23 protein-coding genes and 1 riboswitch are annotated in these 26,222 nt (G+C 71.4%); of the genes, 12 read left to right on the top strand and 11 right to left on the bottom strand.

What is annotated here, in order from left to right:
- Positions 1-4 precede the first annotated feature (4 nt).
- The 5 genes from AB0J40_RS43360 to AB0J40_RS43340 all read left to right on the top strand — a co-directional run bounded on the left by AB0J40_RS43360 (position 5) and on the right by AB0J40_RS43340 (position 3,663).
- On the top strand, positions 5-1,231 hold the full coding sequence (locus AB0J40_RS43360; protein WP_364465763.1) for a styrene monooxygenase/indole monooxygenase family protein: 1,227 nt from the start codon (positions 5-7) through the stop codon (positions 1,229-1,231).
- A 74-nt stretch (positions 1,232-1,305) separates the two neighbouring features.
- The gene (locus tag AB0J40_RS43355; protein ID WP_364465761.1) at positions 1,306-2,181 is read left to right on the top strand and encodes a Ku protein; all 876 of its coding nucleotides are present in this window, start codon (positions 1,306-1,308) and stop codon (positions 2,179-2,181) included.
- A gap of 78 nt (positions 2,182-2,259) precedes the next feature.
- Complete coding sequence (locus AB0J40_RS43350; RefSeq protein WP_364465759.1) at positions 2,260-2,469, top strand: hypothetical protein; 210 nt, start codon at positions 2,260-2,262, stop codon at positions 2,467-2,469.
- A gap of 238 nt (positions 2,470-2,707) precedes the next feature.
- Positions 2,708-3,025, top strand: a complete 318-nt coding sequence (locus AB0J40_RS43345) for a metalloregulator ArsR/SmtB family transcription factor (RefSeq protein WP_364465757.1) — start codon at positions 2,708-2,710, stop codon at positions 3,023-3,025.
- Positions 3,022-3,663, top strand: coding sequence for a cation transporter (locus AB0J40_RS43340; protein WP_364465755.1), 642 nt, complete (start codon positions 3,022-3,024; stop codon positions 3,661-3,663). The genes AB0J40_RS43345 and AB0J40_RS43340 overlap by 4 nt, the downstream gene beginning before the upstream one ends.
- Before the next feature lie 30 nt (positions 3,664-3,693).
- On the opposite strand, the gene AB0J40_RS43335 is transcribed toward AB0J40_RS43340, so the two are convergent.
- The 4 genes from AB0J40_RS43335 to AB0J40_RS43320 all read right to left on the bottom strand — a co-directional run bounded on the left by AB0J40_RS43335 (position 3,694) and on the right by AB0J40_RS43320 (position 7,044).
- A complete protein-coding gene (locus tag AB0J40_RS43335; protein WP_004559113.1) occupies positions 3,694-3,849 on the bottom strand; it encodes a hypothetical protein in 156 nt (51 codons plus the stop codon).
- A 119-nt stretch (positions 3,850-3,968) separates the two neighbouring features.
- Positions 3,969-5,429: an adenosylhomocysteinase gene (ahcY, locus tag AB0J40_RS43330; protein ID WP_364465753.1), complete on the bottom strand. Its 1,461-nt coding sequence runs from the start codon at positions 5,427-5,429 to the stop codon at positions 3,969-3,971.
- Between the two features lie 83 nt (positions 5,430-5,512).
- A riboswitch (S-adenosyl-L-homocysteine riboswitch) is annotated at positions 5,513-5,589 on the bottom strand.
- Between the two features lie 31 nt (positions 5,590-5,620).
- A complete protein-coding gene (locus AB0J40_RS43325) occupies positions 5,621-6,106 on the bottom strand; it encodes a GNAT family N-acetyltransferase (protein WP_364465751.1) in 486 nt (161 codons plus the stop codon).
- Between the two features lie 47 nt (positions 6,107-6,153).
- Complete coding sequence (locus AB0J40_RS43320) at positions 6,154-7,044, bottom strand: diiron oxygenase (protein WP_364465749.1); 891 nt, start codon at positions 7,042-7,044, stop codon at positions 6,154-6,156.
- A gap of 89 nt (positions 7,045-7,133) precedes the next feature.
- On the opposite strand from AB0J40_RS43320, the gene AB0J40_RS43315 reads away from it, so the two are divergent.
- Positions 7,134-7,781: a TetR/AcrR family transcriptional regulator gene (locus AB0J40_RS43315; protein ID WP_364465747.1), complete on the top strand. Its 648-nt coding sequence runs from the start codon at positions 7,134-7,136 to the stop codon at positions 7,779-7,781.
- Here AB0J40_RS43315 and AB0J40_RS43310 read toward each other — a convergent pair.
- Together AB0J40_RS43310 and AB0J40_RS43305 are read right to left on the bottom strand one after the other, a co-directional pair.
- Complete coding sequence (locus AB0J40_RS43310) at positions 7,778-8,803, bottom strand: DNA polymerase IV (protein WP_364465745.1); 1,026 nt, start codon at positions 8,801-8,803, stop codon at positions 7,778-7,780. The genes AB0J40_RS43315 and AB0J40_RS43310 overlap by 4 nt on opposite strands.
- A gap of 16 nt (positions 8,804-8,819) precedes the next feature.
- Positions 8,820-9,083, bottom strand: a complete 264-nt coding sequence (locus AB0J40_RS43305) for a DUF3040 domain-containing protein (protein WP_364465743.1) — start codon at positions 9,081-9,083, stop codon at positions 8,820-8,822.
- A 230-nt stretch (positions 9,084-9,313) separates the two neighbouring features.
- Here AB0J40_RS43305 and AB0J40_RS43300 point away from each other — a divergent pair, with 230 nt between their 5' ends.
- Complete coding sequence (locus AB0J40_RS43300) at positions 9,314-10,372, top strand: cobalamin-independent methionine synthase II family protein (RefSeq protein ID WP_364465741.1); 1,059 nt, start codon at positions 9,314-9,316, stop codon at positions 10,370-10,372.
- A gap of 27 nt (positions 10,373-10,399) precedes the next feature.
- Here AB0J40_RS43300 and AB0J40_RS43295 read toward each other — a convergent pair whose 3' ends face one another.
- Complete coding sequence (locus AB0J40_RS43295; RefSeq protein WP_364465739.1) at positions 10,400-11,029, bottom strand: LysE family translocator; 630 nt, start codon at positions 11,027-11,029, stop codon at positions 10,400-10,402.
- Positions 11,030-11,187: 158 nt separating this feature from the next.
- Here AB0J40_RS43295 and ribA point away from each other — a divergent pair, with 158 nt between their 5' ends.
- A complete protein-coding gene (ribA, locus tag AB0J40_RS43290) occupies positions 11,188-11,793 on the top strand; it encodes a GTP cyclohydrolase II (RefSeq protein WP_364465737.1) in 606 nt (201 codons plus the stop codon).
- Here the strand turns inward: ribA and AB0J40_RS43285 are convergent.
- Positions 11,790-12,323, bottom strand: coding sequence for a MarR family transcriptional regulator (locus tag AB0J40_RS43285; RefSeq protein ID WP_364465735.1), 534 nt, complete (start codon positions 12,321-12,323; stop codon positions 11,790-11,792). The genes ribA and AB0J40_RS43285 overlap by 4 nt on opposite strands.
- Before the next feature lie 99 nt (positions 12,324-12,422).
- Here AB0J40_RS43285 and AB0J40_RS43280 point away from each other — a divergent pair, with 99 nt between their 5' ends.
- A complete protein-coding gene (locus tag AB0J40_RS43280; protein WP_364465733.1) occupies positions 12,423-13,385 on the top strand; it encodes an MBL fold metallo-hydrolase in 963 nt (320 codons plus the stop codon).
- The gene (locus AB0J40_RS43275; RefSeq protein WP_364465731.1) at positions 13,382-14,917 is read left to right on the top strand and encodes an FAD-dependent monooxygenase; all 1,536 of its coding nucleotides are present in this window, start codon (positions 13,382-13,384) and stop codon (positions 14,915-14,917) included. Before AB0J40_RS43280 ends, AB0J40_RS43275 begins: the two co-directional genes overlap by 4 nt.
- Here the strand turns inward: AB0J40_RS43275 and AB0J40_RS43270 are convergent.
- Positions 14,819-17,032, bottom strand: a complete 2,214-nt coding sequence (locus tag AB0J40_RS43270; RefSeq protein WP_364465729.1) for a discoidin domain-containing protein — start codon at positions 17,030-17,032, stop codon at positions 14,819-14,821. The two genes, AB0J40_RS43275 and AB0J40_RS43270, sit on opposite strands and share 99 nt — an antisense overlap.
- Positions 17,033-17,508: 476 nt before the next feature.
- Here AB0J40_RS43270 and AB0J40_RS43265 point away from each other — a divergent pair, with 476 nt between their 5' ends.
- Positions 17,509-19,215, top strand: coding sequence for a discoidin domain-containing protein (locus tag AB0J40_RS43265; protein WP_364465727.1), 1,707 nt, complete (start codon positions 17,509-17,511; stop codon positions 19,213-19,215).
- Positions 19,212-22,133, top strand: a complete 2,922-nt coding sequence (locus AB0J40_RS43260) for a glycoside hydrolase family 3 C-terminal domain-containing protein (RefSeq protein ID WP_364465725.1) — start codon at positions 19,212-19,214, stop codon at positions 22,131-22,133. The genes AB0J40_RS43265 and AB0J40_RS43260 overlap by 4 nt, the downstream gene beginning before the upstream one ends.
- Here the strand turns inward: AB0J40_RS43260 and AB0J40_RS43255 are convergent.
- Both AB0J40_RS43255 and AB0J40_RS43250 read right to left on the bottom strand, forming a co-directional pair.
- Complete coding sequence (locus AB0J40_RS43255; protein WP_364465723.1) at positions 22,076-23,122, bottom strand: LacI family DNA-binding transcriptional regulator; 1,047 nt, start codon at positions 23,120-23,122, stop codon at positions 22,076-22,078. The two genes, AB0J40_RS43260 and AB0J40_RS43255, sit on opposite strands and share 58 nt — an antisense overlap.
- A gap of 70 nt (positions 23,123-23,192) precedes the next feature.
- Positions 23,193-26,195: a discoidin domain-containing protein gene (locus AB0J40_RS43250; RefSeq protein ID WP_364465721.1), complete on the bottom strand. Its 3,003-nt coding sequence runs from the start codon at positions 26,193-26,195 to the stop codon at positions 23,193-23,195.
- Positions 26,196-26,222 lie beyond the last annotated feature (27 nt).

Below are 26,222 nucleotides of genomic sequence, written 5' to 3'. Positions count from 1 at the left end.
CTTCATGCGCAGGGTTCTGATCGTCGGCGCCGGGCAGTCCGGGCTGCAGCTGGCCCTCGGGCTGCAGGCGAAGGGCTACGACGTCACGGTGATGTCCGCGCGGACGCCGGACGAGATTCGCGGCGGGCGCGTGATGTCGACGCAGTGCATGTTCCACGACGCGCTGCAGCACGAGCGGGACCTCGGGATCAACCTGTGGGAGGCCGACACCGTCAACGTCGAAGGCCTCGGTGTGTCCGTGGCCGCGCCCGACGGCGGCCGCGCCCTCGACTGGTTCGCCGAGCTGGACCACGTCGCGCAGTCGGTCGACCAGCGGGTCAAGATGGCGGGCTGGCTGGAGCTGTTCGAAGACCGCGGCGGCAAGCTCGTCATCCACGGCGTGATGACGTCCGAGCTGGACGCCCTGTCCCGGCTCTACGACCTGGTGATCATCTCGGCGGGCAAGGGCGAGCTGGTCCAGCTGTTCGACCGGGTGCCCGAGCGCTCGCCGTACACGAAGCCGATGCGCGCGCTGTCGCTGGCCTACGCCCACGGCGTCCGGCCGCGGCCGGAGCACCCGGACCGGATGGCGGTGCGGTTCAACATCGTCCCCGGCGTCGGCGAGCTGTTCATGATCCCCGCGTACACGCTGAGCGGGAACTGCGACATCCTCTTCTTCGAGGGCATCCCCGGCGGGCCGCTGGACTGCTTCGACGACCGCCCCGGCCCGGCCGAGCACTTCGGGCGGATCCTCGACCTGATGAAGCAGTTCGTGCCGTGGGAGTACGACCGCTGCCGCGACGCCGAGCTGACCGACGCGAAGGCCACGCTGGCCGGCGGCTACACGCCGGTGGTGCGCCGTCCGGTCGGCACCCTGCCGGGTGGGGCGATCGTGCTGGGCATGGCCGACGTCGTCGTCGCGAACGACCCGATCACCGGCCAGGGCTCGAACAACGCGAGCCACTGCGCGGCCACCTACCTGGACGCGATCGTCGAGCGCGGCGAGGAGCCGTTCGACGCGGAGTGGATGGACGCCACGTTCGAGCGCTACTGGGAGTACGCCCGGCACGTCACCGAATGGACCAACGCGCTGCTGCTCCCGCCGCCCCCGCACGTGCTCCAGATCCTCGGGGTCGCCGGCCAGAACCCCGCGGTCGCGCGGCGGTTCGCGAACGGGTTCACCGATCCGACGGACTTCCAAAACTGGTTCATGGACCCCGCACTCTGGGAGAAGTACCTGGCAGAGGTCTAGATCAGGCTGTCGCCTCGGGACGTTTCGGGCTACGGTTGTCACGTAGCGTGAAGGCGATCTCGGAGGTGCGTGGCATGCGGGCGATGTGGAAGGGCTCGGTGTCGTTCGGGCTGGTGAGCATCCCGATCCAGCTGTACGCGGCCACCGAGAACAAGAACGTCTCCCTGCGCCAGGTGCACGAGGCCGACGGCGGCCGCATCCAGTACAAGCGGTTCTGCACGATCGACGGCGCCGAGGTGCCCTACGCCGAGATCGCCAAGGGCTACGAACTGCCCGACGGCGAGATGGTCGTCATCACCGACGCCGAGATGGCGGACCTGCCGCTGCCCACGCAGCGCACGATCGACGTGCTGGAGTTCGTGCCGCTCGAGTCGATCGACCCGATCCAGTACGACCGCACGTACTACCTGGAGCCGCAGAAGAACGCGGTGAAGCCGTACGTGGTGCTGCGGGACGCGCTGCACAAGTCGAGCCAGGTGGCCATCGCCAAGGTCGCGGTGCGGCAGCGGGAGAGCATGGCGGTGCTGCGGGTGCACGCCGACGTGCTGGTGATGACGACGATGCTGTGGCCGGACGAGGTCCGCGAGCCCGACTTCCCGTTCCTGCGCGACGACCCGCCGCAGATCCGGCCGCAGGAGCTGACCATGGCCGGGTCGCTGATCGACTCGCTGGCCGAGCCGGTGTTCGAGCCGGAGAAGTACCACGACCACTACCGCGAGGCCCTCGAGGAGATGATCGAGGCCAAGGTGGCGGGGGAGGAGACGACCAAGCCCGCGGCGGTCACCGCGAAGGCGGACGTCGTCGACCTGATGGCGGCGCTGCAGGCCAGTGTGGACGCCGCGAAGAAGTCCCGCGGGGCGAAGTCCTCTTCGGAGGAGTCCGATGAGGACGAAAAGCCGGCCGCGAAGAAGAAGCCGGCGCCGCGGAAGCGGGCCCCCAAGTCGGCCTGATCCCGGCCGCGGTGGCCGGCGCGACACGCCGTCGCGGTCGTCCCGCGTCCGCGGGGTTCCCGGTGGTACCAAGGGGTTATGGAATGTGCTTCGTGTGATGCGGGCGTGGACCACTGTCACGGCACGCCGGTGGTGCACCCGGAAGGCGGATTCACCGAGTGCACCGATGCGGCCTGTTCGGACGCCGACCGGGTCCGGCACGGCCTGATCGTCGACTGCGAGGCGCTCGGCGGCGGGTGCCGCTGCGCCGCAGCACCCGGGAAACCCCTGCTGCGCCAAGCTTCCTGAGCCTCCCGCCAGGATCCGCGAAGGCCTTCCCGCCCGGTTTCACCCCCGGCTGGGGAGGCCTTCGCGGCGTCAGGGAGGCGTGAAGACGTAACACGATCGTGTATGCAGCTGTGTACACGGGCTTGGCGATGTGCTAACACTAACGGGGTCCTTCGGCTCTCCCTCCCCCTCGGAGCCGGAGGACCCTTTATTTTCCGTCCGTTGTGGATATGTCAGCCCTGGATGTACAGTTCAATGCATGGTGACGTGTGAGACGCGGGAGTCGGCGCTGGCCCGGATCGGGCGCGCGCTGGCCGATCCGACCCGCTGCCGGATCCTGACCGCCCTCTTGGACGGCCCGGCCTACCCCGGGCGGCTGGCCGCCGACCTCGGGCTGAGCCGCTCGAACGTCTCGAACCACCTGTCCTGCCTGCGCGGCTGCGGGCTCGTCGTGGCCGGCTACGAGGGACGTCAGGTGCGCTACGAGATCGCCGACGCCCACCTGGCCCGCGCCCTGGGCGAACTCGTCCGGGTGGTGCTGGCGGTCGAGCCGCGGGAAGAGTGCGAGCCGGCATGACGGACGCGTGCTCCGACGGCTGCTGCTCGCCGGTCGCGATCGCTCCGGACCGCCGGGCGGGGCTGGTGCGCCGGGTCCGGCTGCTCGTGACGGCGACGATCGCCTACAACGTCGTCGAAGCGGCCGTGGCGCTGACGGCGGGCACCGCGGCCTCGTCCGGCGCGCTGGTCGGCTTCGGACTGGATTCGGTGGTGGAAGTCGCTTCCGCGGTCGCGGTCGCGTGGCAGTTCTCGGGCCGAGACCCGGAAGCCCGCGAACGGCGGGCCCTGCGGATGATCGCGTTGTCGTTCTTCGCGCTGGCCGCCTACGTGACGGCGGATTCCCTGCGGACGTTCTTCACCGCGGCGGCACCGGAAAGCTCGCTCACGGGTGTCGTCCTGGCGGCCGTTTCGCTCGTCGTGATGCCCGTCCTGTCCGCCGCGCAACGGCGGGCGGGCCGGGAACTGGGTTCGGCCAGCGCGGTCGCGGATTCGCGGCAGACTTTGCTCTGCACTTACCTTTCCGCGGTCCTGCTGGCGGGATTGGTGCTCAACACCGTTCTGGGGTGGTGGTGGGCCGATCCGGCCGTTGCCCTCTTCATCGCTTTCGCGGCGGTGAAAGAAGGCCGAACGGCCTGGCGCGGCGAGCAGTGCTGCTGACGCCGTGCCAGGCCGTTCGCTACCTGCGAATCAGTACCAGTGCGCACGCCCACCGATCCGGCGGCCGGTGCCGCCCAGGATGGCCAGTGCCACACCGGCCACCGCGAGAATGATGCCGATGGTGTAAAGCACCGGGATACCCACGATGAACCCGATGACCAGAAGAATTACACCGAGAATGATCACTTGACACACACTCCTTCGCATGGGACCCGTCCGGCGTGCCGGCCGGGCGGATGCGCTGTCACGGGGAGGATGGCCACTTTCCCGATGAACCAAACTGCGTCGAATGGAGCAATCCTGGATCAGTACCGGTAGTGATCGAGCTTGTACGGACCTTCGACGTCGACGCCGATGTATTCCGCCTGGGCCTTCGTGAGCTTGGTGAGTTTCACACCGAGTGCGTCGAGGTGCAGGCGGGCCACCTTCTCGTCGAGGTGCTTGGGCAGCCGGTGCACGTCGGTGGCGTACTCGCCGGGCTTGGCGAACAGCTCGATCTGCGCGATGGCCTGGTTGGTGAACGAGTTCGACATCACGAACGACGGGTGGCCGGTCGCGTTGCCGAGGTTCATCAGGCGGCCCTCGGAAAGCACGATGATCGCGTGGCCGTCCGCGAACGTCCACTCGTGCACCTGCGGCTTGATCTCCTTCTTCGTGATGCCGGGCAGCTTCGCCAGGCCGGCCATGTCGATCTCGTTGTCGAAGTGCCCGACGTTCGCGACGATCGCGTTGTGCTTCATCCGGCTCATCTGCTCGGCCGAGATGATGCCGAAGTTGCCGGTGGTGGTGATGAAGATGTCGCCGTGGGCCACGACGTCGTCGAGCTCGACGACGTCCAGCCCGTCCATCGCCGCCTGCAGCGCGCAGATCGGGTCGATCTCGGTCACCGCGACCCGGGCGCCCTGCCCGCGCAGCGCCTCGACCGCGCCCTTGCCGACGTCGCCGTAGCCGCAGACGACGACGCGCTTGCCGCCGATCATCACGTCCGTGGCGCGGTTGAGGCCGTCCACAAGGGAGTGCCGGATGCCGTACTTGTTGTCGAACTTGGACTTCGTCACGGAGTCGTTGACGTTCATCGCGGGGAAGAGCAGCTCGCCGTCCTTGGCGAGCTTGTAGAGCCGCTTGACGCCGTTGGTCGTCTCCTCGGTGACGCCGCGGATCTCCTTGGCCATGCGGGTGAACCGGTCGCCGTCGGCCGCGAGGCTCGCGCGCAGCGTATCGAGGACGATCCGGTACTCGTCGGAGTCCTCTTCGGACGGTTGCGGCACCGCGCCCGCCGCCTCGAACTCGACTCCCTTGTGGACGAGCAGGGTGGCGTCGCCGCCGTCGTCGAGGATCATGTTCGGGGCCTGGCCGCCGGGGAAGGCGAAGAGCCGGTCGGTGCACCACCAGTACTCTTCGAGCGTCTCGCCCTTCCAGGCGAACACCGAGGTGCCGGCCGGCGCTTCGACGGTGCCTTCGGGGCCGACGACGACCGCGGCGGCGGCCTCGTCCTGGGTGGAGAAGATGTTGCAGGACACCCAGCGCACCTCGGCGCCGAGGGCGACCAAGGTCTCGATGAGCACGGCGGTCTGGACGGTCATGTGCAGCGACCCGGCGATGCGGGCGCCCTTCAGCGGCTGCGCCGCGGCGTACTCGCGGCGGATCGCCATCAGGCCGGGCATCTCGTGCTCGGCCAGCCGCAGCTGGGTGCGGCCGGCGTCGGCGAGGGAGAGGTCGGCGACGGCGAAGTCGAGGCCATTGCGGTTCTGCAGTTTGTCACTCATTCTTCGGTGCACTCCGGAGCTCGTCGGCGGGACGCGCGGGAGGCAGCACGAATGTCCTTGCGGACAACGAAAAGGCACCTCCCTCGCGGGAGGCGCCCTTGGAGTCGTGGTACGGGCCGAGCGTGGCGGAAGGAGTTCCGTCGCAGCGCCTCTCGGCCCGGAACCAGGATGGCAAAGCCGCCGGGAGGCTGTCAAGCGAGCGAGCGGGCCATGAAAACGTCGTCGACGTCGTGGCCGTCGACGCGGAATTCGGCCCGCAGCACGCCTTCCACGACGAACCCGCAGGCCTCGTAGACGCGGCGGGCCGCGGTGTTGTGACCCAGCACGCGCAGCGTCACCTTGCGCGCCCCGCGTGCCCGCGCCTCGGCCACGGCGGCTTCGACGAGCCGCCGGGCGATGCCGAGCCGCTGCCGGTCCGGGTCGACGGCGAGCCCGCCGATCACCCGCACGTGGTCGTGCGCGGGGATGCCGAAACCCTTGCCGAGCCGGACGTAGCCGGCGACCGCGCCGTCGTGCTCCGCGACGAAGACGTCTTCGGGCCGGCAGTCCTCGTCGAAGAACGGCGTCCCGGGCGGCGGCGCCGGAGCGGGGGAGACCGTCGTCGTCCAGGTGCGTTCGTCCAGCTTCGCGAGTGCGGCTTCGTCGTCGGCGCGGGCGGGGCGGATGGTGGTCGTCACGCGAGCATCGTGGCGGAACCGCGGCCGGCGCGCGAAGGGATTAAGGGCTAGATCAGGTGCGCGCGCCGCCAGATGCCCTCGGACCGGCCGCCGATCAGCCCCGCTTCGCGCAGGAACGGCACAATCTTCTCGGCCATCCAGCGCCGCGTCTCGTGGAAGTGCGGGTTGGCGAGCGCCGCGGCGCGGCCCTCGCGCGGATCGATCCCGACGCTGCGGTAGATCCGCGGGTCGACCATGCTGTCGATGACGCCGAAGGCGACCAGCGCGGTCCGTACCCGGTGCCGCTGCAGCGCCGCCTTCGACAGCTTCGGCGTCTCCCGCAGCACTTCCTCCTTGGCGAACCGGACGTGCCGGGCCTCCTCGACGACGTGGATGCGGTTGACCGAGCGGATCAGCGGCTGGATGCCGTCGTCGTCCATCATCGAGCGCTGCAGCCGGTCGGTGGTCTCCTCCGCGACCAGCACGCTGGCGAACATCGACGGGCCGGCCGCGGTCGCGCCGAACACCTTCGCGGCGCGGTGGACGACCTTCGGGACGCCGTAGCGCGGGACGCCGAGCCGGTCGGCGGTGCGGGCGAACATCACCGAGTGCCGGGTCTCGTCGCCGATCTCGGTCATCGCGTACTGCGCGTGCTCGGTGCGCGCGTCGAGGTCGAAGACGTACCGGGCGAGCAGCTGCATGAGGACGATCTCGAACCACAGGCCGACGCTCATGATGCTGGCGATCTCGTGCTTCGACAGCTCGATCCGCTGCTCCGGCGTCAGCTTCGCCCACAGGTCGGTGCCGTAGAGGGAGACCCGCTCCAGCGGCATGTACGCCTTGTCTTCGGCGAGCGGTGCGGCCCAGTCGATGTCGACGTACGGGTCGTAGGAGTTCTTCGCGGAGCTTTTGAGCAGGCGAGCCGCGGTGACGTCCCGGTCCTGGGCCTCGACGCCCATGGCGCTCCCTTCGGAAGTATGGGGTACACGCTGTACTAGCTACTTCGGCGAGCGTACACCGGCTCGCCGGGCTTGAGTAGGCTTCCCGGGTGACCAAGGTCGACGGACGGGCGACGCGCTGGGCCGGCCAGCAGGAACGGCGGCGCGCGGAGTTCGTCGACGCGGCACTGGCGGCGATCGCCGAGCACGGCCCGGACGTCTCGACCGAGCAGATCGCCGAACGCGCCGGCGTCGCCCGGACCCGGCTGTACAAGCACTTCGCGGACGCGGCGGACCTCCAGCGGGCCATCGCCCAGCGCGCGGCCGAGCTGGTGACGGCCGAGCTGGAACCGCTCTGGCACCCGTCGGGCTCGCCGAACGAGATGATCTCGACGGTGATCGCGACGCACCTGCGCTGGCTGACCGAGCACGTCCACCTGCACCGCTACCTGTCCCGCGCGGCCCCGGGCCCGACGGACGTGCGCGGCACGATCGCCCGCCACCTGAGCAGCCTGTTCACCGGTTACCTGACGGCGTTCGGCCGCGACCCGGCCCCGGCGGACACGATCGCGTTCGGCCTGGTCGGCTACGTCGAATCGGCGACGACCCGCTGGCTCGACCACCCGGGCGCGCTGACGTTGGACCAGCTGACCGCCCAGCTGAGCGGCACGATCTGGGCGATGCTGGACCACACGCTGCGGGCGGTGGGGGTGGAACTGGACCCGGACCGGCCGCTGCCGCTCCCGGACGGGCTCTAGTCCTCGCGCGGGAACTCCGCGCGCACGCCCAGCAGCCGCACCGCGCGGGTCAGCTCGAACATCCCCAGCACCTCCCGCGCCGCGCGGTCGATCTCCGCCGCGTCCGACGTCGGCTCGGGCAGCGTGATGCTGTGCGTGTGGGTCAGGAACGGCACGAACCGGACCTTCACCGCGACCCGCGCCGCCGGCCGGCCTTCGTCCAGGACGTCCTGTGACACGCGCTTCGCCAGCGCCGACACCTCCGCCGCCATCTCCGCCGGGTCGGTGAGGTCGCGCTGGAACGTCGTCTCGCGGCTGCGCGACCGGGCCACGTACGGCGTCGCGCTCACCTCCGCGTCGCTGATCCCGCCGCCGAGCAGGCGCAGCCACGGGCCGGTCTTCGGGCCGAACCGCGCCGCCAGCTCCGCCGGGTCGGCGCCGGCCAGGTCCAGGACCGTGGTGATGCCGAGCTCGGCGAGCTTCTTCGCCGTCTTGCCGCCGATGCCCCACAGCGCGTCGGTCGGGCGCGCTGCCATGACCTCCCACCAGTTCGCCTGCGTCAGCCGGAAGATCCCGCCCGGCTTGCCGAACCCGGTCGCGAGCTTGGCCCGCAGCTTGTTGTCCCCGATCCCGACCGCGCACGACAGCCCGGTCTCCCGCGCCACCGCGTCCTTGATCGCCGCCGCCAGCGCCTCGGGGTCGTCGGTCTCGGCCCCGACGAACGCCTCGTCCCAGCCCAGCACCTCCACCACGACCGGGAACTCCCGCACGGCGGCCATCACGTGCTCGGAGACCTCGAGGTAGGCCGGCGGGTCGCTGGGCAGGAAGACGGCGTCCGGGCAGCGCTTGGCCGCGATCCGCAGCGGCATGCCGGACTGGACGCCGAACTCGCGGGCTTCGTACGACGCCGTCGCGACGACGGCGCGTTCGGTGGGGTCGCCGTTGCCGCCGACGACCACCGGCTTCCCGCGCAGCTCGGGGTGGCGGGCGATCTCGACCGCGGCGATGAACTGGTCGAGGTCGACGTGCAGGACCCACTTCACGCCGCCCAGTGTTGCCTCAGAGCCGGTGGCGCGCCACGTGGGTCCAGACGGTGCCGGTCAGGGCGAGGATCCCGCAGAGCGTCACGCCGGGGTCGGGCAGGACCAGCCCCAGCACGAGCAGGGTCACGGCGACGACGTCGACGACGATCAGGAAGGCGCTGCGGAGCGCGCGCGACTTCGGGCGCTTGCCCTCGCGCAGTGCGGTGGCGAGATCGGGGTCGGTGACCTCGAGGTGCCGCTCGATCTTCTCGAGCTCGGTGCGGTCGTGGTGGCTGAGCATCGGGGTACTCCTTCGGCGCCGAACCCGCCGTATCGCCAGAGCGAATACCCAATCGTCCTCCCGGCGAACCGCCAATCGTCTTCTCATTTCGTGCTTTTTGCTGCTCCGACCGGGTGATCCGCGCTCCGTGACCGCTCGGAAGCACGTTACGTTCGCAGGGCACGAGGCCGGTCAGGCCGGCTTCGCGCCGGTCGTGGCCGGTCCGGACCTTCAAGCAAGCGGAGGACGCCATGACCCTGCCCACCGAACCGATCGGCAGCATCCCGCGCCCCGAGTACCTGATCGAGGGGCTGGGCGCCTTCGCGGCCGGACGGATCGACGCCGCCGCGCTCGCCGAGCTGGAGAGCCGGGCCCTCGCGGACACGATCAGCCGGTTCGAAGAGACCGGCTCGCCGGTCGTGTCCGACGGCGAGCAGGGCAAGCCGAGCTTCGCGACCTACCCGCTGGCCGGGCTGACCGCGCTGGCGCCGGACGGCGTCGTCATCCCGTTCGCCGACGGCCACACCCGCCAGCTGCCGCGGCTGACCGCGGGCCCGTTCCGCTACGCGACGCACGCGGACGCTTACCTGACGCGCGCGAAAGCCCTTACCGGCAAGCCCGTCAAGCAGGCGGCGATAGCCGCGTCGGCGCTCTCGTTGATCTACCCGGCCGACGGCATCGACGGGTACTCGCGGGAGCAGTTCCTCGCCGATCTCGTCGACGAAGCCGAAGCCGACATCCGGCGCAGCCTCGACGCGGGCGCGCACAGCGTGCAGATCGACTTCACCGAGGGGCGGCTGTCGCTGAAGCTCGACCCGTCCGGCGGGCTGCTGCGGCAGTTCGTCGACCTCAACAACGCCGTGCTGGACCGCTTCACGGCGGAGGAGCGCGCGAAGATCGGCGTGCACACCTGCCCGGGCGGCGACCAGGACTCGGTGCACAGCCTCGACGTCGACTACGCGGGTCTGCTGCCGGCATTGCTCTCGCTCCAGGCGGGCAACTTCTACGTGCAGCTCGCGAGCGAGGCCGAACCGGAGCGCGCGCTGCAGGTGATCGCCGATCACCTGGGGGACGGCCGCCGCGTGTTCGTCGGGGTGATCGACCCGATCGACCCGCGGGTGGAGACGCCGGAGGAGGTCCGCGACCGGGTGCTCACGGCGGCGAAGTACCTGCCGGCCGACCGGCTGGGCACGTGCGACGACTGCGGGTTCTCGCCGTTCGCCGACGACACGTCGACGTCGCGCGACATCGCGTTCGCCAAGATCAAGGCGCGGGTCGAGGGAACCGCGCTGGCGGCCGAGCAGCTGTGACGGCCGGGGCCCGCTCCGGCGGGCCCCTCAGGCCGTCTCGGCGGCGACCTTCAGCCCGAGGGCGACGAGCACGCTGCCGAGCACGGCGTCGAGCCCGCGGCGCACGCGCCCGCTGGCGAAGAACCGCTTGAGCGCGCCGACCACGAGGGCGAGGACGGCGAACCAGCCGACGGTGCCGGCGGTGGCGATGGCGGCCAGCTCGAGGGTCTGCAGGGTGGAGCCGTCGGCGGGGAGGAACTGGGGCAGCAGGGCCAGGAAGTACACGGCGACCTTCGGGTTGAGCAGGTTGGTGAAGAGCCCCTGCCGGAACGCGGCGCCGGCGTCGAGGGCTTTGGCGGTGGTTTCGCCCAGGTCGCGGTATTCGCCGCGGCGCACGGCGAGCCAGGCCTTGACCCCGAGGAAGACGAGGTAGCAGGCCCCGGCGAGCTTGACGACCATGAAGGCGACGGCGGAGGCCGTGAGCACGGCGGCCACCCCGAAGGCGATGGCGACGACCCAGGCGAAGACCCCGAGCGAGATCCCGGCCCCGGCGGCGATCCCGGCGCGCCGCCCACCGGTGAGCGACGAGCGGGTGACGACGACGAAGTCCGGCCCGGGCGACATCGCGCCGAGGATCACGACCAGCAGGAACGAGGCGGCGGTGGCACCGGGGATCATGCGGCCGAGCATACGAGGCGAAGGCCACTGGTTTTCGCGGCCGAACCGGGAAGAACCGGTGATCCACTGGTGTTGCCACCGGTACCGGCCCGAGCCCGGAAGTTCGCGTCCGAACCTCCGGTAGGGTCGGCCGAGTGGGCGATCCCAGGGGAGCGAGCATGACGGCTGAGGTGCGGACGCGGGTGCGGATCCCGTTGCGGCTGCACGGCGGCATCGAGGTCGACGCCGAAGCCGTCACCTTCCGCAACCTCGCCGACGACGGTGAGCACCTCGCCCTGGTCCTCGGCACCCCCGGCGACGTGCCGCTCGTGCGCCCGCACTCCGAATGCCTCACCGGGGACGTCTTCGGGTCCGCGCGCTGCGACTGCGGCCCGCAGCTGGCCGAGGCCGTCGACCGGATCTCCGCCGCCGGCGGCTATCTGCTCTACCTGCGTCAGGAAGGCCGGGGGATCGGCCTCTACAACAAGCTCGACGCCTACGCCCTGCAAGACCAGGGGCTCGACACCTACGCCGCCAACGCCGCGCTCGGCCTGCCCGAAGATGCCCGCGACTACACCGTTGCCGCGCAGATGCTCGAAGCGCTCGGGGTCGCCGAAGTGAACCTGCTGTCGAACAACCCGGACAAGGCCGCGCAGCTCGAGGCGGCCGGGATCACCGTGCGCGACCGGGTGCCGACCGGAGTCTTCGCCACCGACAGCAACGTCCGGTACCTGCGCGCGAAGGCCGAGCAGACCGGGCACACCCTGCCCGGGCTGGCCAGCTAGCTGAGCCGCTGGGCCGCCGCGGCCGCCGGGCTCGTGGTGAGCTTCTCCAGCAGTCCGATGAGGACCGTCTGCTCCGACGGCGACAGCGACGCCGCCCAGGCCCGCTCGCGCGTGTTGTGCGCCTGGTAGGCGTCGGTCACCGCCGTGCGGCCCGCGTCCGTCAGTGCCAGCCGGACCGCGCGGCGATCCTCGGGAACCTGCGTTCGCGTCACCAGGCCGTCCCGTTCCAGGGTCTTGACCAGTGCCGACACCGCAGCGCGGCTCATCCCGGCCAGGCGCGCCGCGTGGCGGGACTCGAGCGGGCCGGCCAGCCACAGCACGAACAGCACCCGGAACCCGCCCCAGCTCAGGCCGCGCGGGCGGTGCACCGTCGACTCCCAGTCGTAGACCAGCGCGCCAGCCAGCCGGTGCAGGGTCAGGCCGAGGCGCATCGCGACGGGGTCGGTGTCCGGCAGCTCCGCCTTCGCCTTCCCGATCGCGTAGTCGACGAACGAAAGGTAGTCGAGGTCTTCGGCCGGTCGGTCGGTCATGCGGCCAGATTAGGCGAAGGGGTTCCGCGCGGGGTGCCGGCGGGGTTAGGGTGACCGGCGAGATAGTCAAACCTTTGACGATCGTGAGGAGCGCTCGCCGTGACGAAGAAAGCGTTCGCCTCTTCGGCCGACCTGGCGGAGAAAGCGCAGACCCTGGAAGTCCTGGACGACGGCGTGTACGCGCTGACCGCCGAGGGCGACCCCAACATCGGCGCCATCGAAGGCGAGGACTTCCTCGTCTGCTTCGAAGCGCTGGCCACGCCGGTCGCCGCGGCGGAGTGGCTCGCGAAACTCCGCGAACACACCGACAAACCCGTGCGCTACCTGGTGCTGAGCCACTACCACGCGGTGCGCGTGCTGGGCGCGTCGGCGTTCGACGCGGACGTGATCGTCGCGCACGAGAACACCCGGGCCCTGGTCGCCGAGCGCGGCAAGGAGGACTGGGAGAGCGAGTTCGGCCGGATGCCGCGGCTGGCCAAGGGCGCGGACTCGGTGCCCGGCCTGACCTGGCCGACGCTGACCTTCTCCGACCGGCTGACGATCGACCTCGGCGGCGACCGCGGCGACCTCGTCCTGCAGTACTGCGGGCGCGGCCACACCGAAGGCGACATCGTGGCGTGGCTGCCGCGGCAACGGATCCTCTACGCGGGCGATCTCGTCGAGGCGGAGGCCGCGCTCTACACCGGCGACGCGTTCCACCGCGAGTGGGCCTCGTCCACTTTGGACCGCGTGGCCGCGTTCGGCGCCGGGTCGCTGATCGGCGGCCGCGGCGGGGTGAGCCGCGGCCGCGAAGCCGTCGACGCCGCCATCGCGCAGACCCGGCACTTCCTGGACACGATGATCCGCGAGGTCGGCGCGGTCCGCGACGCCGGCGGCACGCTCAAGGAAGCCTTCGAGCGCACGCACGCGGCACTGGCCGACCGGTACGGGCACTGGCCGATCTTCGAGCACTGCCTGCCCTTCGACGTCTCCCGGCTGTGGGACGAGCTGGGCGGCATCGAACGGCCGGTGGTGTGGACGGCCGAACGCGACCGCGAAGTCTGGGACCAGCTCCAAGGATGACCGTCGCCGTCCTGGGCAGCGGCCCGGTCGGCCAGACGGCCGCGCTGCTGCTGGCGCGCTGGGGTGTGCCGGTGGTGCTCGTCGACGAGCACGAGGTACGCGATCCCGTGGGGTCCAAGGCCATCTGCCAGCAACGGGACACTTTGGACGTCTGGGCGTCGCTCGGCGCGGGCTGCCTCGCCGAGGAGGGCTTGACCTGGACGACCGCGCGGACGTTCCACCGCGCCGGCGAGCTGTTCTCCCTGAGACTGCCCGACGGCGGGTCGGCGCTGCCGCCGTTCGTGAACCTGTCGCAGGCCCGCGTCGAAGAGGTCCTGGACGAGCTGATCGAACGGCAGCCGCTGATCGACGTCCGCCGCGGCCACCGTGTCCGGGAGCTGACCCAGCCGGGCCGGGTGGTCGTCGAGTGCGACACGGCGGACGGGCCGCGCCGGATCGAGGCCGACTACGCGATCGCCTGCGCGGGCGCGCGCGGTGACACCGTGCGCCACGCCCTCGGGCAGCACCTGGAAGGGGTGTCGTTCCGCGACCTGTTCCTGATCTGCGACATCCGCGCGGACCTGCCGGGCTGGGCGGCCGAGCGGCGGTTCTACTTCGACCCGCCGTGGAACCCGGGCCGCCAGGTGCTCATCCACCCGTGCCCCGGCTCGCAGTTCCGCATCGACTGGCAGGTCCCCGAGGACTATGACCTCGCGGCCGAGGAGTCGGGCGGGGCGCTGGAGAAGCGGATCCGGGCGATCATCGGCGCGGTGCCCTACGAGGTGGTCTGGCGGTCGGTGTACCGCTTCCACACGCGGCTGGTGCCGCGGATGCGGGTCGGCCGGGTGCTGCTGGCCGGGGACTGCGCCCACCTCGTCGCGCCGTTCGGGGCGCGCGGGCTCAACTCCGGCGTGGCCGACGCGGAGAACGCGGCCTGGAAGCTGGCCGCCGTCCTGCGCGGCGAGGCGGGGGAGGAGCTGCTGGAGAGCTACCACACCGAGCGGCACGCGGCGGCGGTGGAGAACGCGGCGGTCACCACGGCCACGATGGACTTCCTGGTGCCCCAGGACGACGAGCAGCACCGCCGCCGGCTGGACGTCCTCACGCGCGCGGCGCACGATCCGGCCGCCTGCGCGCTGGTCGACTCGGGCCGGCTGGCGGAACCGTTCTGGTACGTGGATTCGCCGTTGACCACGCCCGATCCGCTCCGGCCGTTCGCCGGACGGCCGCCGCGCGGGGCGGTCCCGCCGCCGGGGCCCGGGATCCTGCTGCCGGACCTCACCGTCGCGAGTGGACGGTTGCGCGACCTGGCCCGGCAGGGGTTCCTGCTGCTGACGACGCCGGGCGTGCGAGCGGAGGGCGTGCGGTCGGTGGAGATCCCGGTGGGCGGGGTGCTGGGTGCGCGTCCGGGCGAAGCCTGGCTGGTCCGCCCGGACGCGTACGTCGCCGCGGTGCTACGGGTAGGAGACCAGCGGGCTCACCTGGTGGCCGGTGTTCGCGGCGTCACCCGAATCGTTGACGACGTGGGCGATCGTGCCCACGCCGCCGAGTGACACCGAGACGAGGTTGTGGAACCGGACCCCGCTTGTGTTCGGCACCTCGAACGAGTGACTGGCCACAATGGACGGATTGGTGTTGAAGAAGCAGTAGCTGCCCAGTCCCCAGCCTTCGTGGCTGGTCACCGAGTCGGCCACCTTGTACGCCGCCCAGCCCTGCCGGCCGCCGCCGCTGGACCACGACGCCTGGTCCGGCGGGTCGTACGGCATCTCGTTCTGGAAGAAGTACGTCCGCCCGCCGTTGCCGTTCCAGAGCACCTCGTACTGCTGGTAGTGCTCGACGAACAAGCCGTACATCGTCACGTTGGCGCCGTTGACGACCAGGCCGTTGGCCGCGGTGTTGACGTTCCAGCCGACGCCGTAGGAGTGGTCGCCGCGCCACAGCCACATGTGGTCGCCGATGACGTTGTTCGAGTTGACCACCAGCGTCTGCGTGGCCTTCCCGACGGCCGCGCCGCCGATCCGGAAGAACACGTCGTGCAGCGACGTCGGGTCGGCCGCGTGGTTCGCGTTCAACCCCGGCTGGCCGACCTGCACCAGCACCGGCGAGTTCACCGCGCCGGCGTCGATCAGCAGCCCGGCGATCTTCACGCCGTCCACATCGGACGTCGTGATCGCGGCGGTTCCGTTGGTGGGCATCAGCGTCGCCAGGCCGAGGCCGAGCACCACGGTGTCCGGGCGCGTGACGTTCAGCGCCTGGTCGAGGTGGTAGACACCCGGCGTCACGAGCAGGTTCTTGCCCGCCGCCAGCGCGGCGTTGAGCGTCGCGGCCGAGTCGGACGGGTGTGCGACGTAGAACTCGCTGAGCGAGATCGACTGCCCGGCCGGCGCGCCGTGGCCCCAGCTCGTGCCCTGCGAGTTCTGCCGCAGTGCCGGGACGAACACGTTGTAGCTGCCCGAGCCGTCGACGTAGAGGAACGGCTTCTCGCGGACCACCGGGGTCTGGCCGACGACCGTCTCCGGCGGGTTCGGGAAGCTCGCCGGCGGGGTGCCGGTCGAGCCGACGAACACCATGTTCCACACGCCGCCCTGCCAGCCGCCCAGCTCGCTGTTGCGGGTCAGGAACTGCTGCTGCGAACCGGAAACGGCGACGCCGTCGATCTTGCTGTCGGCGATCAGGCCGCCGCTGGCCCAGCCGTCCCCGCCGTTCCACAGCTGGATCTGGCTGCCCCGCAGGTGCATCCGGCGGTAGGGCGCGGCCTGCGCGACGGCCCAGCGCTCGACCTGGCCGACCGGCAGCGTCACCGACAGGTTCTCGGCCGACCGCCAGAAGTTCTGCGTCGCGTTGCCCTTGTTGTTCGGGTTGTCGCCCTGCTGCAGCCAATCCGCTTCGACGCGGACGTGGCCGTTGAGGTTGACGTCGTCGGGCGACAGGCCGAGGCCCGCCACCTGCTCGTAGAAGCCGAGGTTGACGTCGGCGGTGTAGGTGCCCGGCTTGAACAGCACGGCGTAGCGCTCGTCGCCGAACTGGTTGGTGTGCTGCTGGTTCGCGATCTGCGTCAGCCGGTTCTGGATGGTCGCGGCCGGCGTCGAGGGGTCGAACACCGACACGTTCGGGCCGAGGTCCGGGTTGCGCGGGTCGGTCGGCGGGATGGTCGTCCCGCCACCGGTGCCGTGCACGGCGACTTCCCAGAGGGAGTAGCCGTAGCCGGTCGCCCGCTGGGTGCCGTAGACCCGCAGGTAGCGCGCGGTCCCGGTGAGGGGCACGGTCTGCGTGCCGCCGGCTCCGGTGGTCGTCGAATACGCGGTCGTCCAGGTGCTCGCGTCCGGGGACAGCTGGACGGAGAACGCTTTCGCGTACGCGGCTTCCCAGGTGAGCACCACGTCGCAGAGCTGCTGCGCGGAGCCCAGGTCGACCTGCAGCCACTGCGGGTCGCTGAACGCGCTGGACCAGCGCGTCCCGGTGTTGCCGTCGACGGCGGCGGACGCGGGGGTGCCGCCGTTCTCGGTCGAGGACGCGGTCGCGGGGTGGCCCTGCGCGAGGTTCGCCGTGCCGCACGCGGCGGCCTGGGCCGGCGCGGAGCCGACCACCGCCGCGGTGGTGACCGCGGTGACGAAGGTGGTCGCGATGACGAGGAGGCGGTGTACGGGGGAGAACGTCGTTGATCTCATCGGCCTGCCTGCTGATCGGGGGGAGGACGTGCGAAACGGGCCGGGCGAGCCCCACAGCTCGCGCCGGCGTCGGGTGGTGCGGCGGGTCCGCCCCCAGGTCACCCGCCCGGCGCCGTGAGCCGGAGGAGCGGTACCGGGTGGTGCGAGGAGCGCGAACCAGTCAGCCCGAAGGGTGCGTGTCTCGGCGGAGCCGTCCCGGGTGGCGGTCACGGAACCGGTTCCGTCGGTGAGATCGCAGTTAACAGCGCCAGGTTCGGCGGAGTCAAGGATCCGGCGCGGATTCTCCTCGCCCGGACCAGTGTCCGGCGTGGTCGGTGACCGTCCGGCGCAGGGAAGTTGACATTTTATGGTCCTTTATTTATATCTTGAACTAAGAGCGTGCCAACGGCCGGGACCCACACCCGCGCCGAAGACCACGTGAGCCGATCCGCGCCGGGGCAAGGCCGTCCCGGCGCCGGTTCGCCGTGGAGGTGCCCATGCAACGCCGCATGCCGAGGATCCGGGTTCTCGCCGTCCTCGCCCTGACCCTGGCCGCCCTGCTCACCGCGCCGGTGGCGCAGGCCGCGCCCGTCCTGCTCTCCCAAGGCCGTCCGGTGACGGCGTCCTCGACCGAGTCCGCCGCGTTCCCGGCGTCCGCCGCCGTCGACGGCGACCCCGGCACCCGCTGGTCCAGCGGCTTCAGCGACCCGCAGTACCTCCAGGTCGACCTCGGCTCGACCCAGCAGCTGTCCCAGGTCGTGCTGAACTGGGAAGCCGCCTACGCCAAGGCGTTCACGATCCAGGCGTCCACCGACGGCGCCACCTGGACGTCCCTCTACTCGACCACCACCGCGACCGGCGGCAACCAGACGCTGACCGTCACCGGCAGCGGCCGGTACGTCCGGCTGACCGGCACCCAGCGGGCGACGCAGTACGGCTATTCGCTGTGGGAGTTCCAGGTCTACGGCGGGGGCGGCACGACCCAGCCCGGTGACGTCCTGCTGTCCTACGGCAAGCCCGGCACCGCGTCCTCCTACCAGGACGACGGCGCGTGCCCCGGCTGCCTCCCGGCCAAGGCCTTCGACCACGACCCGGCCACGCGCTGGGCGACCAGCGCGACCACCGGCTGGGTCGACCCCGGCTGGATCACCGTCGACCTCGGCGCGACGGCGACGATCCACCAGGTCGTCCTGCAGTGGGACCCGGCCTACGCCGTCGCGTACCAGATCCAGGTGTCGAACGACAACGCGAACTGGACGTCGGTCTACTCGACCACCACGGGCAAGGGCTTCAAGGAGACGCTGACCGTCAACGGATCCGGCCGGTACGTCCGGATGTACGGCACCGCCCGCTCCAACGGCTACGGCTACTCGCTGTGGGGCTTCGACGTCTACGGCACCGGCGGCAACCCGGTGCAGCCGCCGCCCGCGCCGCCGGCCCCGCACTTCCCGGGCACGCTGGTCTGGAGCGACGAGTTCAACGGCGCTGCGGGCGCGGCTCCCGACGCGAGCAAGTGGACGGCCGAGACCGGGCCGGGGGTCAACAACGAGCTCGAGTACTACACGAACAACAACAACGCCAAGCAGGACGGCCGCGGCAACCTCGTCATCCAGGTCCGCCGCGAAGCCACTCCGGGCAGCGCGTGCCCGGTCGACCCGATCAGCGGCAGCGGCACCTGCCAGTACACCTCCGGCCGGATCAACACCGCGGGCAAGTTCAGCTTCACCTACGGGCACGTCGAGGCGAACATCAAGGTGTCCGGCACGCAGGGGCTGTGGCCCGCGTTCTGGTTGCTGGGCGCCAACTTCTTCAGCGGCACGCCGTGGCCCAACTGCGGCGAGATCGACATCATGGAACACGTCGGCAAGTCGCCGAACCTGGCGTACTCGACGATCCACGCCCCGGCGTACAACGGCGCCGGCGGTATCGGCGCACCGTTCGACCTCGGTCAGGACGTCGCCGCGGGCTTCCACAAGTTCGGCCTGGACTGGGACGCGAACCACATGACCTTCTCTGTCGACGGCAACGCGTTCGAGACGATCGACCGCGCCACCGTGGAGTCGACGCGCGGGCCGTGGGTCTACGACCACCCGTTCTTCCTGATCCTCAACAACGCCATCGGCGGCGACTTCCCCGGCCCGCCGGGAGCGGGGACCGTCCTGCCGCAGGACATGGTGATCGACTACGTGCGGGTCTACCAGTGAAGCGGCTCGCCCTCGCCGCGGTGGTGGCGGTGGGCCTGCTCACCGCGCCGCTGTTCACCGCCCAGGCGGCCCCGACGCTGCTTTCGCAGGGGCATCCGGTGACCGCGTCCTCCACCGAGAACGCCGCCTTCCCGGCGTCGGCCGCGGTGGACGGCGACCCGGGCACCCGCTGGTCGAGCCTGGCCGCCGACCCGCAGACGCTGCAGGTCGACCTCGGCGGATCGCACACGCTCAACCAGGTCGTGCTCCAGTGGGAGGCGGCCTACGCGAAGGCGTTCACGATCCAGGCCTCGGCCGACGGCAGCCAGTGGTCCACTGTGTACTCGACCACCACGGGCACCGGCGGCACGCAGACGCTGCCGGTGTCCGGAAGCGGCCGGTACGTCCGCCTGACGACGACCCAGCGGGCGACCCAGTGGGGCGTGTCGCTGTGGGAGTTCCAGGTCTTCGGCGACGGATCGGCCCAGGCGTGCGGCAGCGCCAACGCGGCGTTGCGGCAGCCCGCGACCGCGTCCAGCGTCCAGTCCGACGCCTTCCCGGCGTCGGCGGCGTTCGACGGCGACGGCGGGACCCGCTGGTCGAGCCTGGCCGCGGACCCGCAGTGGATCCAGGTCGACCTCGGCAGCGCACGCCCGGTCTGCGGCGTGGACCTGACGTGGGAGGCGGCGTACGCGAGCGCGTACACGATCCAGCTGTCCACCAACGGCTCGACGTGGACGACGGCGGCGACCGTGACCGGCGCGGGCGGCACCGAGCACCCCGCGGTGTCCGGCACGGCGCGTTATGTCCGGCTGAACGCGACCGCGCGAGCCACCCAGTGGGGTGTCTCGCTGTGGGAGTTCGCGGTGCACACCAGTGACAGCGCGCCGCCGACGACCACGCCCACCAACCCGGGTGGCTGCCCGTGGGTGGGATCCACCGCGCCGGTCGCCGACCGGGTGAACCAGCTGCTGGCCGTCATGACGCCCCAGCAGAAGGTCAAGGTGCTGCACGGCAACGGCGCGACCGGGCCGTACATCGGCAACACCGACGCCGTGCCGGAGCTGTGCATCCCGGCCCTCGGCCTGCAGGACGGGCCGGCCGGGGTCGGCGACGGCCTCGACGGCGTCACCCAGTTCCCGGCGCCGGTGTCGGCCGCCGCGACCTGGGACACCGGGCTGATGAACCGGTACGGCAGCGCGATGGGTGCCGAGTTCGCCGGCAAGGGCGTCGACATCGCCCTCGGCCCGACGATCAACCTGGTCCGCGACCCGCGCTGGGGCCGCAACTTCGAGACCTACAGCGAGGACCCGTACCTCGCCGGCGCGGCGGGGACCTCGACGATCCAGGGCATCCAGAGCCAGGGCGTGATGGCGCAGGCCAAGCACGCGGCCGCCTACAACGTCGAGGCCGGGGCGTCGCGCGGGACGCCGTCGGACAACGTCATCGTCGACGACCGGACGCTGCACGAGCTGTACCTACCGGCGTTCCAGCAGGTGGCGAGCCAGGGCCAGGTCGCGTCGATGATGTGCGCCTACAACCAGATCAACGGCGTCCCGGCGTGCCAGAACAGCGGCGTGCTGACCACGGCGATCAAGCAGGACGCCGGATGGGGCGGGTTCGTCGGCTCCGACTGGGGTTCGGCGACCGGCGGCCCGCGGCAGCTGGCCAACGGCGGGCTCGACATGGAGATGCCCGGCGGCGCGTTCTTCGGCCAGGGCCTGCTCGACGCCGTCTCCCGCGGCGAGGTCACGCAGGCGCGCGTCGACGACATGGTCCGGCGGGTGCTGACCCAGATGTTCCGGTTCGGCGTCTTCGACCGGGCTCGGCGGGGTTCACCGGCTTCGGTGGTGACCAACGCGGCCAACGTGACGACCGCGCGGGACGTCGCCGCGGCCGGGTCGGTGCTGCTGAAGAACACCGGGGTGCTGCCGTTGACGGCGGCGACGAAGTCGATCGCGCTGTCCGGCGGCGACGGCATCGACCCGCAGAACATCGGCGGCGGCAGCGCCAAGGTGAACCCGTCGCCGGCGTCGGTCAACCCCATCAACGGGATCAAGGCCAGGGCGGGCTCCGGCGTCACCGTGTCCTATGTGGACGGGGCGGGGGAGCACGTCCAGACGCCGAACATCCCGGGTGCGGTGGCGGCCGCCCGCACCGCGGACGTCGCCGTCGTGTTCGCCAGCTACGGCGAGTCCGAGACCCAGGACCTCGACACGATCGATCTGCAGAACCAGCAGAACGACCTCATCGACGCCGTCGCCTCGGCCAACCCGCGCACGGTCGTCGTGCTCAACACTGGGTCGGCGGTGACCATGCCGTGGCTGGGCAAGGTCGCCGCGGTGATCGAGGGCTGGTACCCGGGCCAGGAGAACGGCAACGCGCTCGCGTCGCTGCTCTACGGCGACGTCAACCCGTCGGGCAAGCTGCCGATCAGCTTCCCGAAGCAGCTCGCCGACCTGCCGACGGCAAGCGTCCAGCAGTTCCCGGGCGCGAACGACCGGATCGAATACTCCGAAGGGCTCAACGTCGGCTACCGGTGGTACGACAGCCGGAACCTCGACCCGCTGTTCCCGTTCGGCTTCGGCCTGTCGTACACGACGTTCGGGTTCTCCGACCTGGTCGTCACGCCCCAGGGTACGAACGGCACCGCGACCGTGACGGCGACGGTGACCAACACCGGCACCCGCGCGGGCGCCGACGTCGTCCAGCTCTACATCGGCCAGCCCGCCGGGAACGGCGAGCCGCCGAAACAGCTGAAGGGGTTCAAGAAGGTGCAGCTCAACCCCGGGCAGAGCACCCAGGTGTCGTTCCCGCTCACGCCGCGGGACCTCGCGCACTGGACCGGGTCGTGGACGACGAACGCGGGCCAGTACCGCGTCTACGTCGGGGATTCCTCGCGCAACGTCCCGCTTTCGGGAGGGTTGACCGTGTCCTGAGTCGATTCGCGGATCACCAGTGACGTCGGGACGATCAGCGGCTCGTCCGGCCGGGGTGCCCCACCCAGCCGGTCGAGCAGCTGGCGGGCCGCGGTCTCGCCCATCTCCCGCAGCGGCTGGCGGATCGTCGTCAGCGCCGGCTGGGTGTGCGCGGCCAGGGGGATGTCGTCGAACCCGACCACGGCGACGTCCCCCGGCACCGCGCGCCCGGACTTGCGCAGGCCGGCCAGCACCCCTGCCGCGGTGAGGTCGTTGTGCGCGAAGACGGCGTCGAACTCCGGGCCGGTGGCGAGGAGCTGGAGGATCGCGGCCTCGCCGCTTTCGCTCGTGAAGTCGCCTTCGATGATCAGGCGCGGGTCGAGCGTCAGCCCGGCATCGCGCACGACTTCGTTGAACCCGTTGAGGCGGTCGGTGGTGCAGCCGAAGTCGCGCGGCCCGGTCACGGTCGCGAACCGCGTGCGGCCGACGGCGAGGAGGTGCCGGGCCGCGGCCGCGCCACCCTGACGGTTGTCCGTGCCCACCGACGGGAACGCGGGACGGCGCCCGCGGTCGTCGATCACCACCACCGGCAGCCCGGAGTCGTGCAGCACGCGCAGGTGCCGCACGGCGTCCGGCGGCTCGACGAGCAGCAGCCCGTCGAACGCCTTCGCCGACACCTGCCGCGAGAACTCGTCGAGGGAGTCCGTGCCGCGGTTGGCCGTGGACAGCAGCAGGCCGTAGCCCTTGGCCTCCACGACGTCGGCGACGCCCTGCAGCACCTCGCCCATCCACGGCCAGGTCAGCCCCGGCACCAGCATCCCGACCGTGCGGGTCACCCCGCGGGCGAGCCCGACCGCGCCGGCGCTCGGGATGTACCCGGTCGCCGCGATCACCTCGCGCACGCGGATCGCGGTCGCCGCGTCCACATCGGCCTTGTTGTTGAGCACCCTCGACACGGTCGTCTTGCTCACCCGCGCCCGGCGGGCGACCTCGGCGATCGTGACGCGCATCCGTCCTCCCGGGGGCCCTGTGCTGCAAAGGTACTCGCCCTCGGGGCCACCGCGAGCGGTGCGAGATCGATCAAGTCCGGACAGACAGCCGGGAAAGGCTCGCGTCGCCGGTCTTCCAGCGCGTCCGGACGGCCACGTAGCGGGCCGGACCCGAGTCCGCGGCCGCGTAGGTGACGCCGTCGACGCTGGTTTCGACGGTCGTGGCGGGCACGCGTCCGCGGGTCCAGGCCAGTTCGACCGCGGAAACCGCCGTCACCGCCCCGAGATCGACGACCATCCGGCCGTCCGGCCCCGGCCGCCACGCCGTCGCCGGGTCGTCGTCGACCGCGGCGGCCGGGCTGGACATCCCCGGCGGCAGGGGTTCGGCGGGGAAGGTGGTCCGGCCGAGCGCGCGGTCGGCCAGCGGGTAGGGGCGGACGTCGCCGAAGACGACCGGCACGGTCCGCCTTGGCGGCAGCAGCACCGGCCGCGCGCGGCCGCCGTCCGGGGTGACGGTGACGAGCACGGGCAGCAGCCCGGACGGCGCGGTCAGCTCGACCCGGCTCGCGTCGCGGACGACCGCCTTCACCCCGGCCGGGCCGTTGAGCGTGAACCGCGGGCGCTCGATGCGGCCTTCCGCCGCGGCGAGGGCGTAGGAGTATTCGGTGCCGGTCCGGGTGAGGGTCTGCTCGCCGCGGTACAACCGGTTGCCCGGGAGGGGCACCGTGCCGCTCGCCGCCGTGCCGGAGAGGTTGAGCAGCACGAGGAAGCCGTCGGTGACGGTGGCTTCGACCGCGGTCGCGCCGGTCGTGACGCGGCCACTGGCCTGCGCGGGGCCGGGGCGCAGCTCGGCGACGAAGGGGGCGGGCGGGCCGTCGGAGAGGGTGACGTGGTCGCCGGTGACGGTGAGCGGGTTCGGTCCGGTGACGGTGATCCCGGCCCGGCCGTCGATGTCGAGGCGGCCCTTCGTGCTGCTGAGCGCGGGCACCCGGTAGGTCGCCGCCGTCGTCCAGGTGACGCCGTCCGGCGAGGTTTCGATGCGGTACTTGCGGCCGGCGGCGGCTTCCCAGTTCAGCCGGACGCGGTCGACCGTCCGCGGCGCGCCGAGGTCGACGGCGAGCCAGCTGTCCGCCCGCGGCCGGTCCGAAGTGGACACTGCCCAGCGGGTGGTGGTGTCGCCGTCGGTGGCGTACTTGGCCTCCTTGCCGGGGCTCGCCGACGACGCCGACGCGGTGCCGGTTCGCGCGAGGTCCGGACCGTCGCCGGCGCGGATCTCGAAGGCCCAGACCGAATAGCCGTACTGCGGGTCCGGCTGGACGCCGAGCATGCGGACGTACCGGGCGGTGACCGGCGCGAACGTCAGGTCGTCGGTCCGGGCGCCGCCGGCCGGCGCCTTGATCGTCACGGTGCCTTCGGCGGCGGTGTACGTGCGGTCGCCGTCGAGGCCCGGGACGCCCGGCATCGCGAGGTTGTAGACGTTCAGGACGCCTTCGCCTTCGGCGACACCGGTGCTGGCGTACACGGCGGAACCGGTCGGAAGGGTGGCGAAGGCGGCGTACCCGGCGTCGAAGCGGAGGAGGCCGACGGTGCCGTCGAAGCCGTCGCGGACCTTCGCGTAGGTGGTGGCGTGCCGTTCCTTGACGGCGATGTTCGTGGCGGGCAGCAGCATCGGGTTGGCGCCGCCGAGGACGAAGAGCCAGTCGTCGTGGTGCGGCTGCCAGGCGAACTTGACGAAGCCGGGCTTGGTGACGGTGCCCGCCCAGGCGGCGGGGGAGCGGTGGGCGAGCAGACCGGGCCCGGCGCCGAAGTCGGCGGCCCCGGCGGCGTGGGTGTCGAACTCCGCCTTGGTCACCGGGGTGATCGGGCGCTGGTTCGCTCGCCACTCGTGGAGGAGGTAGCTGATGGCGAGCTCGGCGCGGGCTTCGGGTTCGTACTTGGGCTCGCCGGAGAACTTCGTGATCCGGTCGGCGGGCGCGTAGGCCTGGTAGGGCTCGAGCCGGGCGGCCAGCTGGGCTTCGGCGTGGGCGGCGTGGCGGTCGCCGAGGACCTGGGCGCGGAAGGCGAGCGGGATGACGTCGCGGCCGTAGAGGTGTTCGCGGTCGGCGACCATCGGCATCAGCGGCTCGCCGGCGTCGCTGGTCATCAGGAGCATGGTGCGCCAGAGCAGCTCGCCGTTCGGCTGGGCGGTGAGGACCTCGGGCAGCGGCGTGCCGGCGGCGAGGAAGTGCATCGCGTTGCGACCGGAGGTGCGCCAGAGCTCTTCCTGGTAGTGCGGGCCGAAGGAACCGTGGTTCTCGACGAGGAACGTGTCGTGGAGGTTGGTGGCGGTGTTGGCGTCGATCGGGCGACCGTCGACGAGCCGCGGGTTGGCGAGATCGGCGGCGGGGAGCCCGCCTTCGTTGCGGCTCCAGGTGCCGAAGGCCGCTCCCCAGTCTGCCGCGCGCGGATCTCCCGGCGCCCAGGCGAGGGCCGGGGCGAGCGACTGGGCGTAGACGCCCATCTCTTCGAGCTTGGTGTCACCTTGGTAGCCGCCCTGGAGGCCGTTGGGTGTCCAGCCGCCGGACGTCGGGTCGTCGCGGGTGCCGAGCGCGGTGGTGTAGGCGGCTTGCCCGGTGGTGATGCGCTCGACGTTCTGCTTGGTGACCTCGTCGAGGTCCGTCCACAGTAGACGGGCGGCGAGCAGGAAGTACGACTGGAAAGTGGTGTCGAAGAAGAGCCGACGGCCCCATTCGCCGCCGCCGGCGAGCAGGTTCGACGCGGCGAAGTGCCTGATGGTGGCGAGGGTGTGGGCTTTGAGTTCGGCCTTTTCGATGCCGGCGGTGGCGGCGTCGTAGCCGTCGCGGGTGAGGAGGAGGGCGTTCCCGAGGACGACGGCGAAGGTGAAGTCCTTGGCGGGGTAGATCCCGGCGGCCCGGTCGAATTGCTGTTCGGCCCAGCGGGTGTGCCGGAGGAGAACCCGCAGGTAGGTGGCGGCGACCGGGTCGGGTGGCGCGGCGCTTTCGGCCGCCGCCGTGGCGGGTGGCAATCCCGCGGCGAGGAGGGCCGCGACGCCGCCCGCGCTCAGGAGGGCTTGACGTCGGTTCAACTCGCCCATGGTTCGGTCTCCGCTCGATGACAACCT

Origin of the sequence: Amycolatopsis sp. NPDC049691 (assembly GCF_040675005.1) — a bacterium.
Lineage (GTDB): Bacteria > Actinomycetota > Actinomycetes > Mycobacteriales > Pseudonocardiaceae > Amycolatopsis.
Note: the sequence above shows the minus strand (reverse complement) of the source record. Positions and strands in the feature narration are given on the sequence as shown.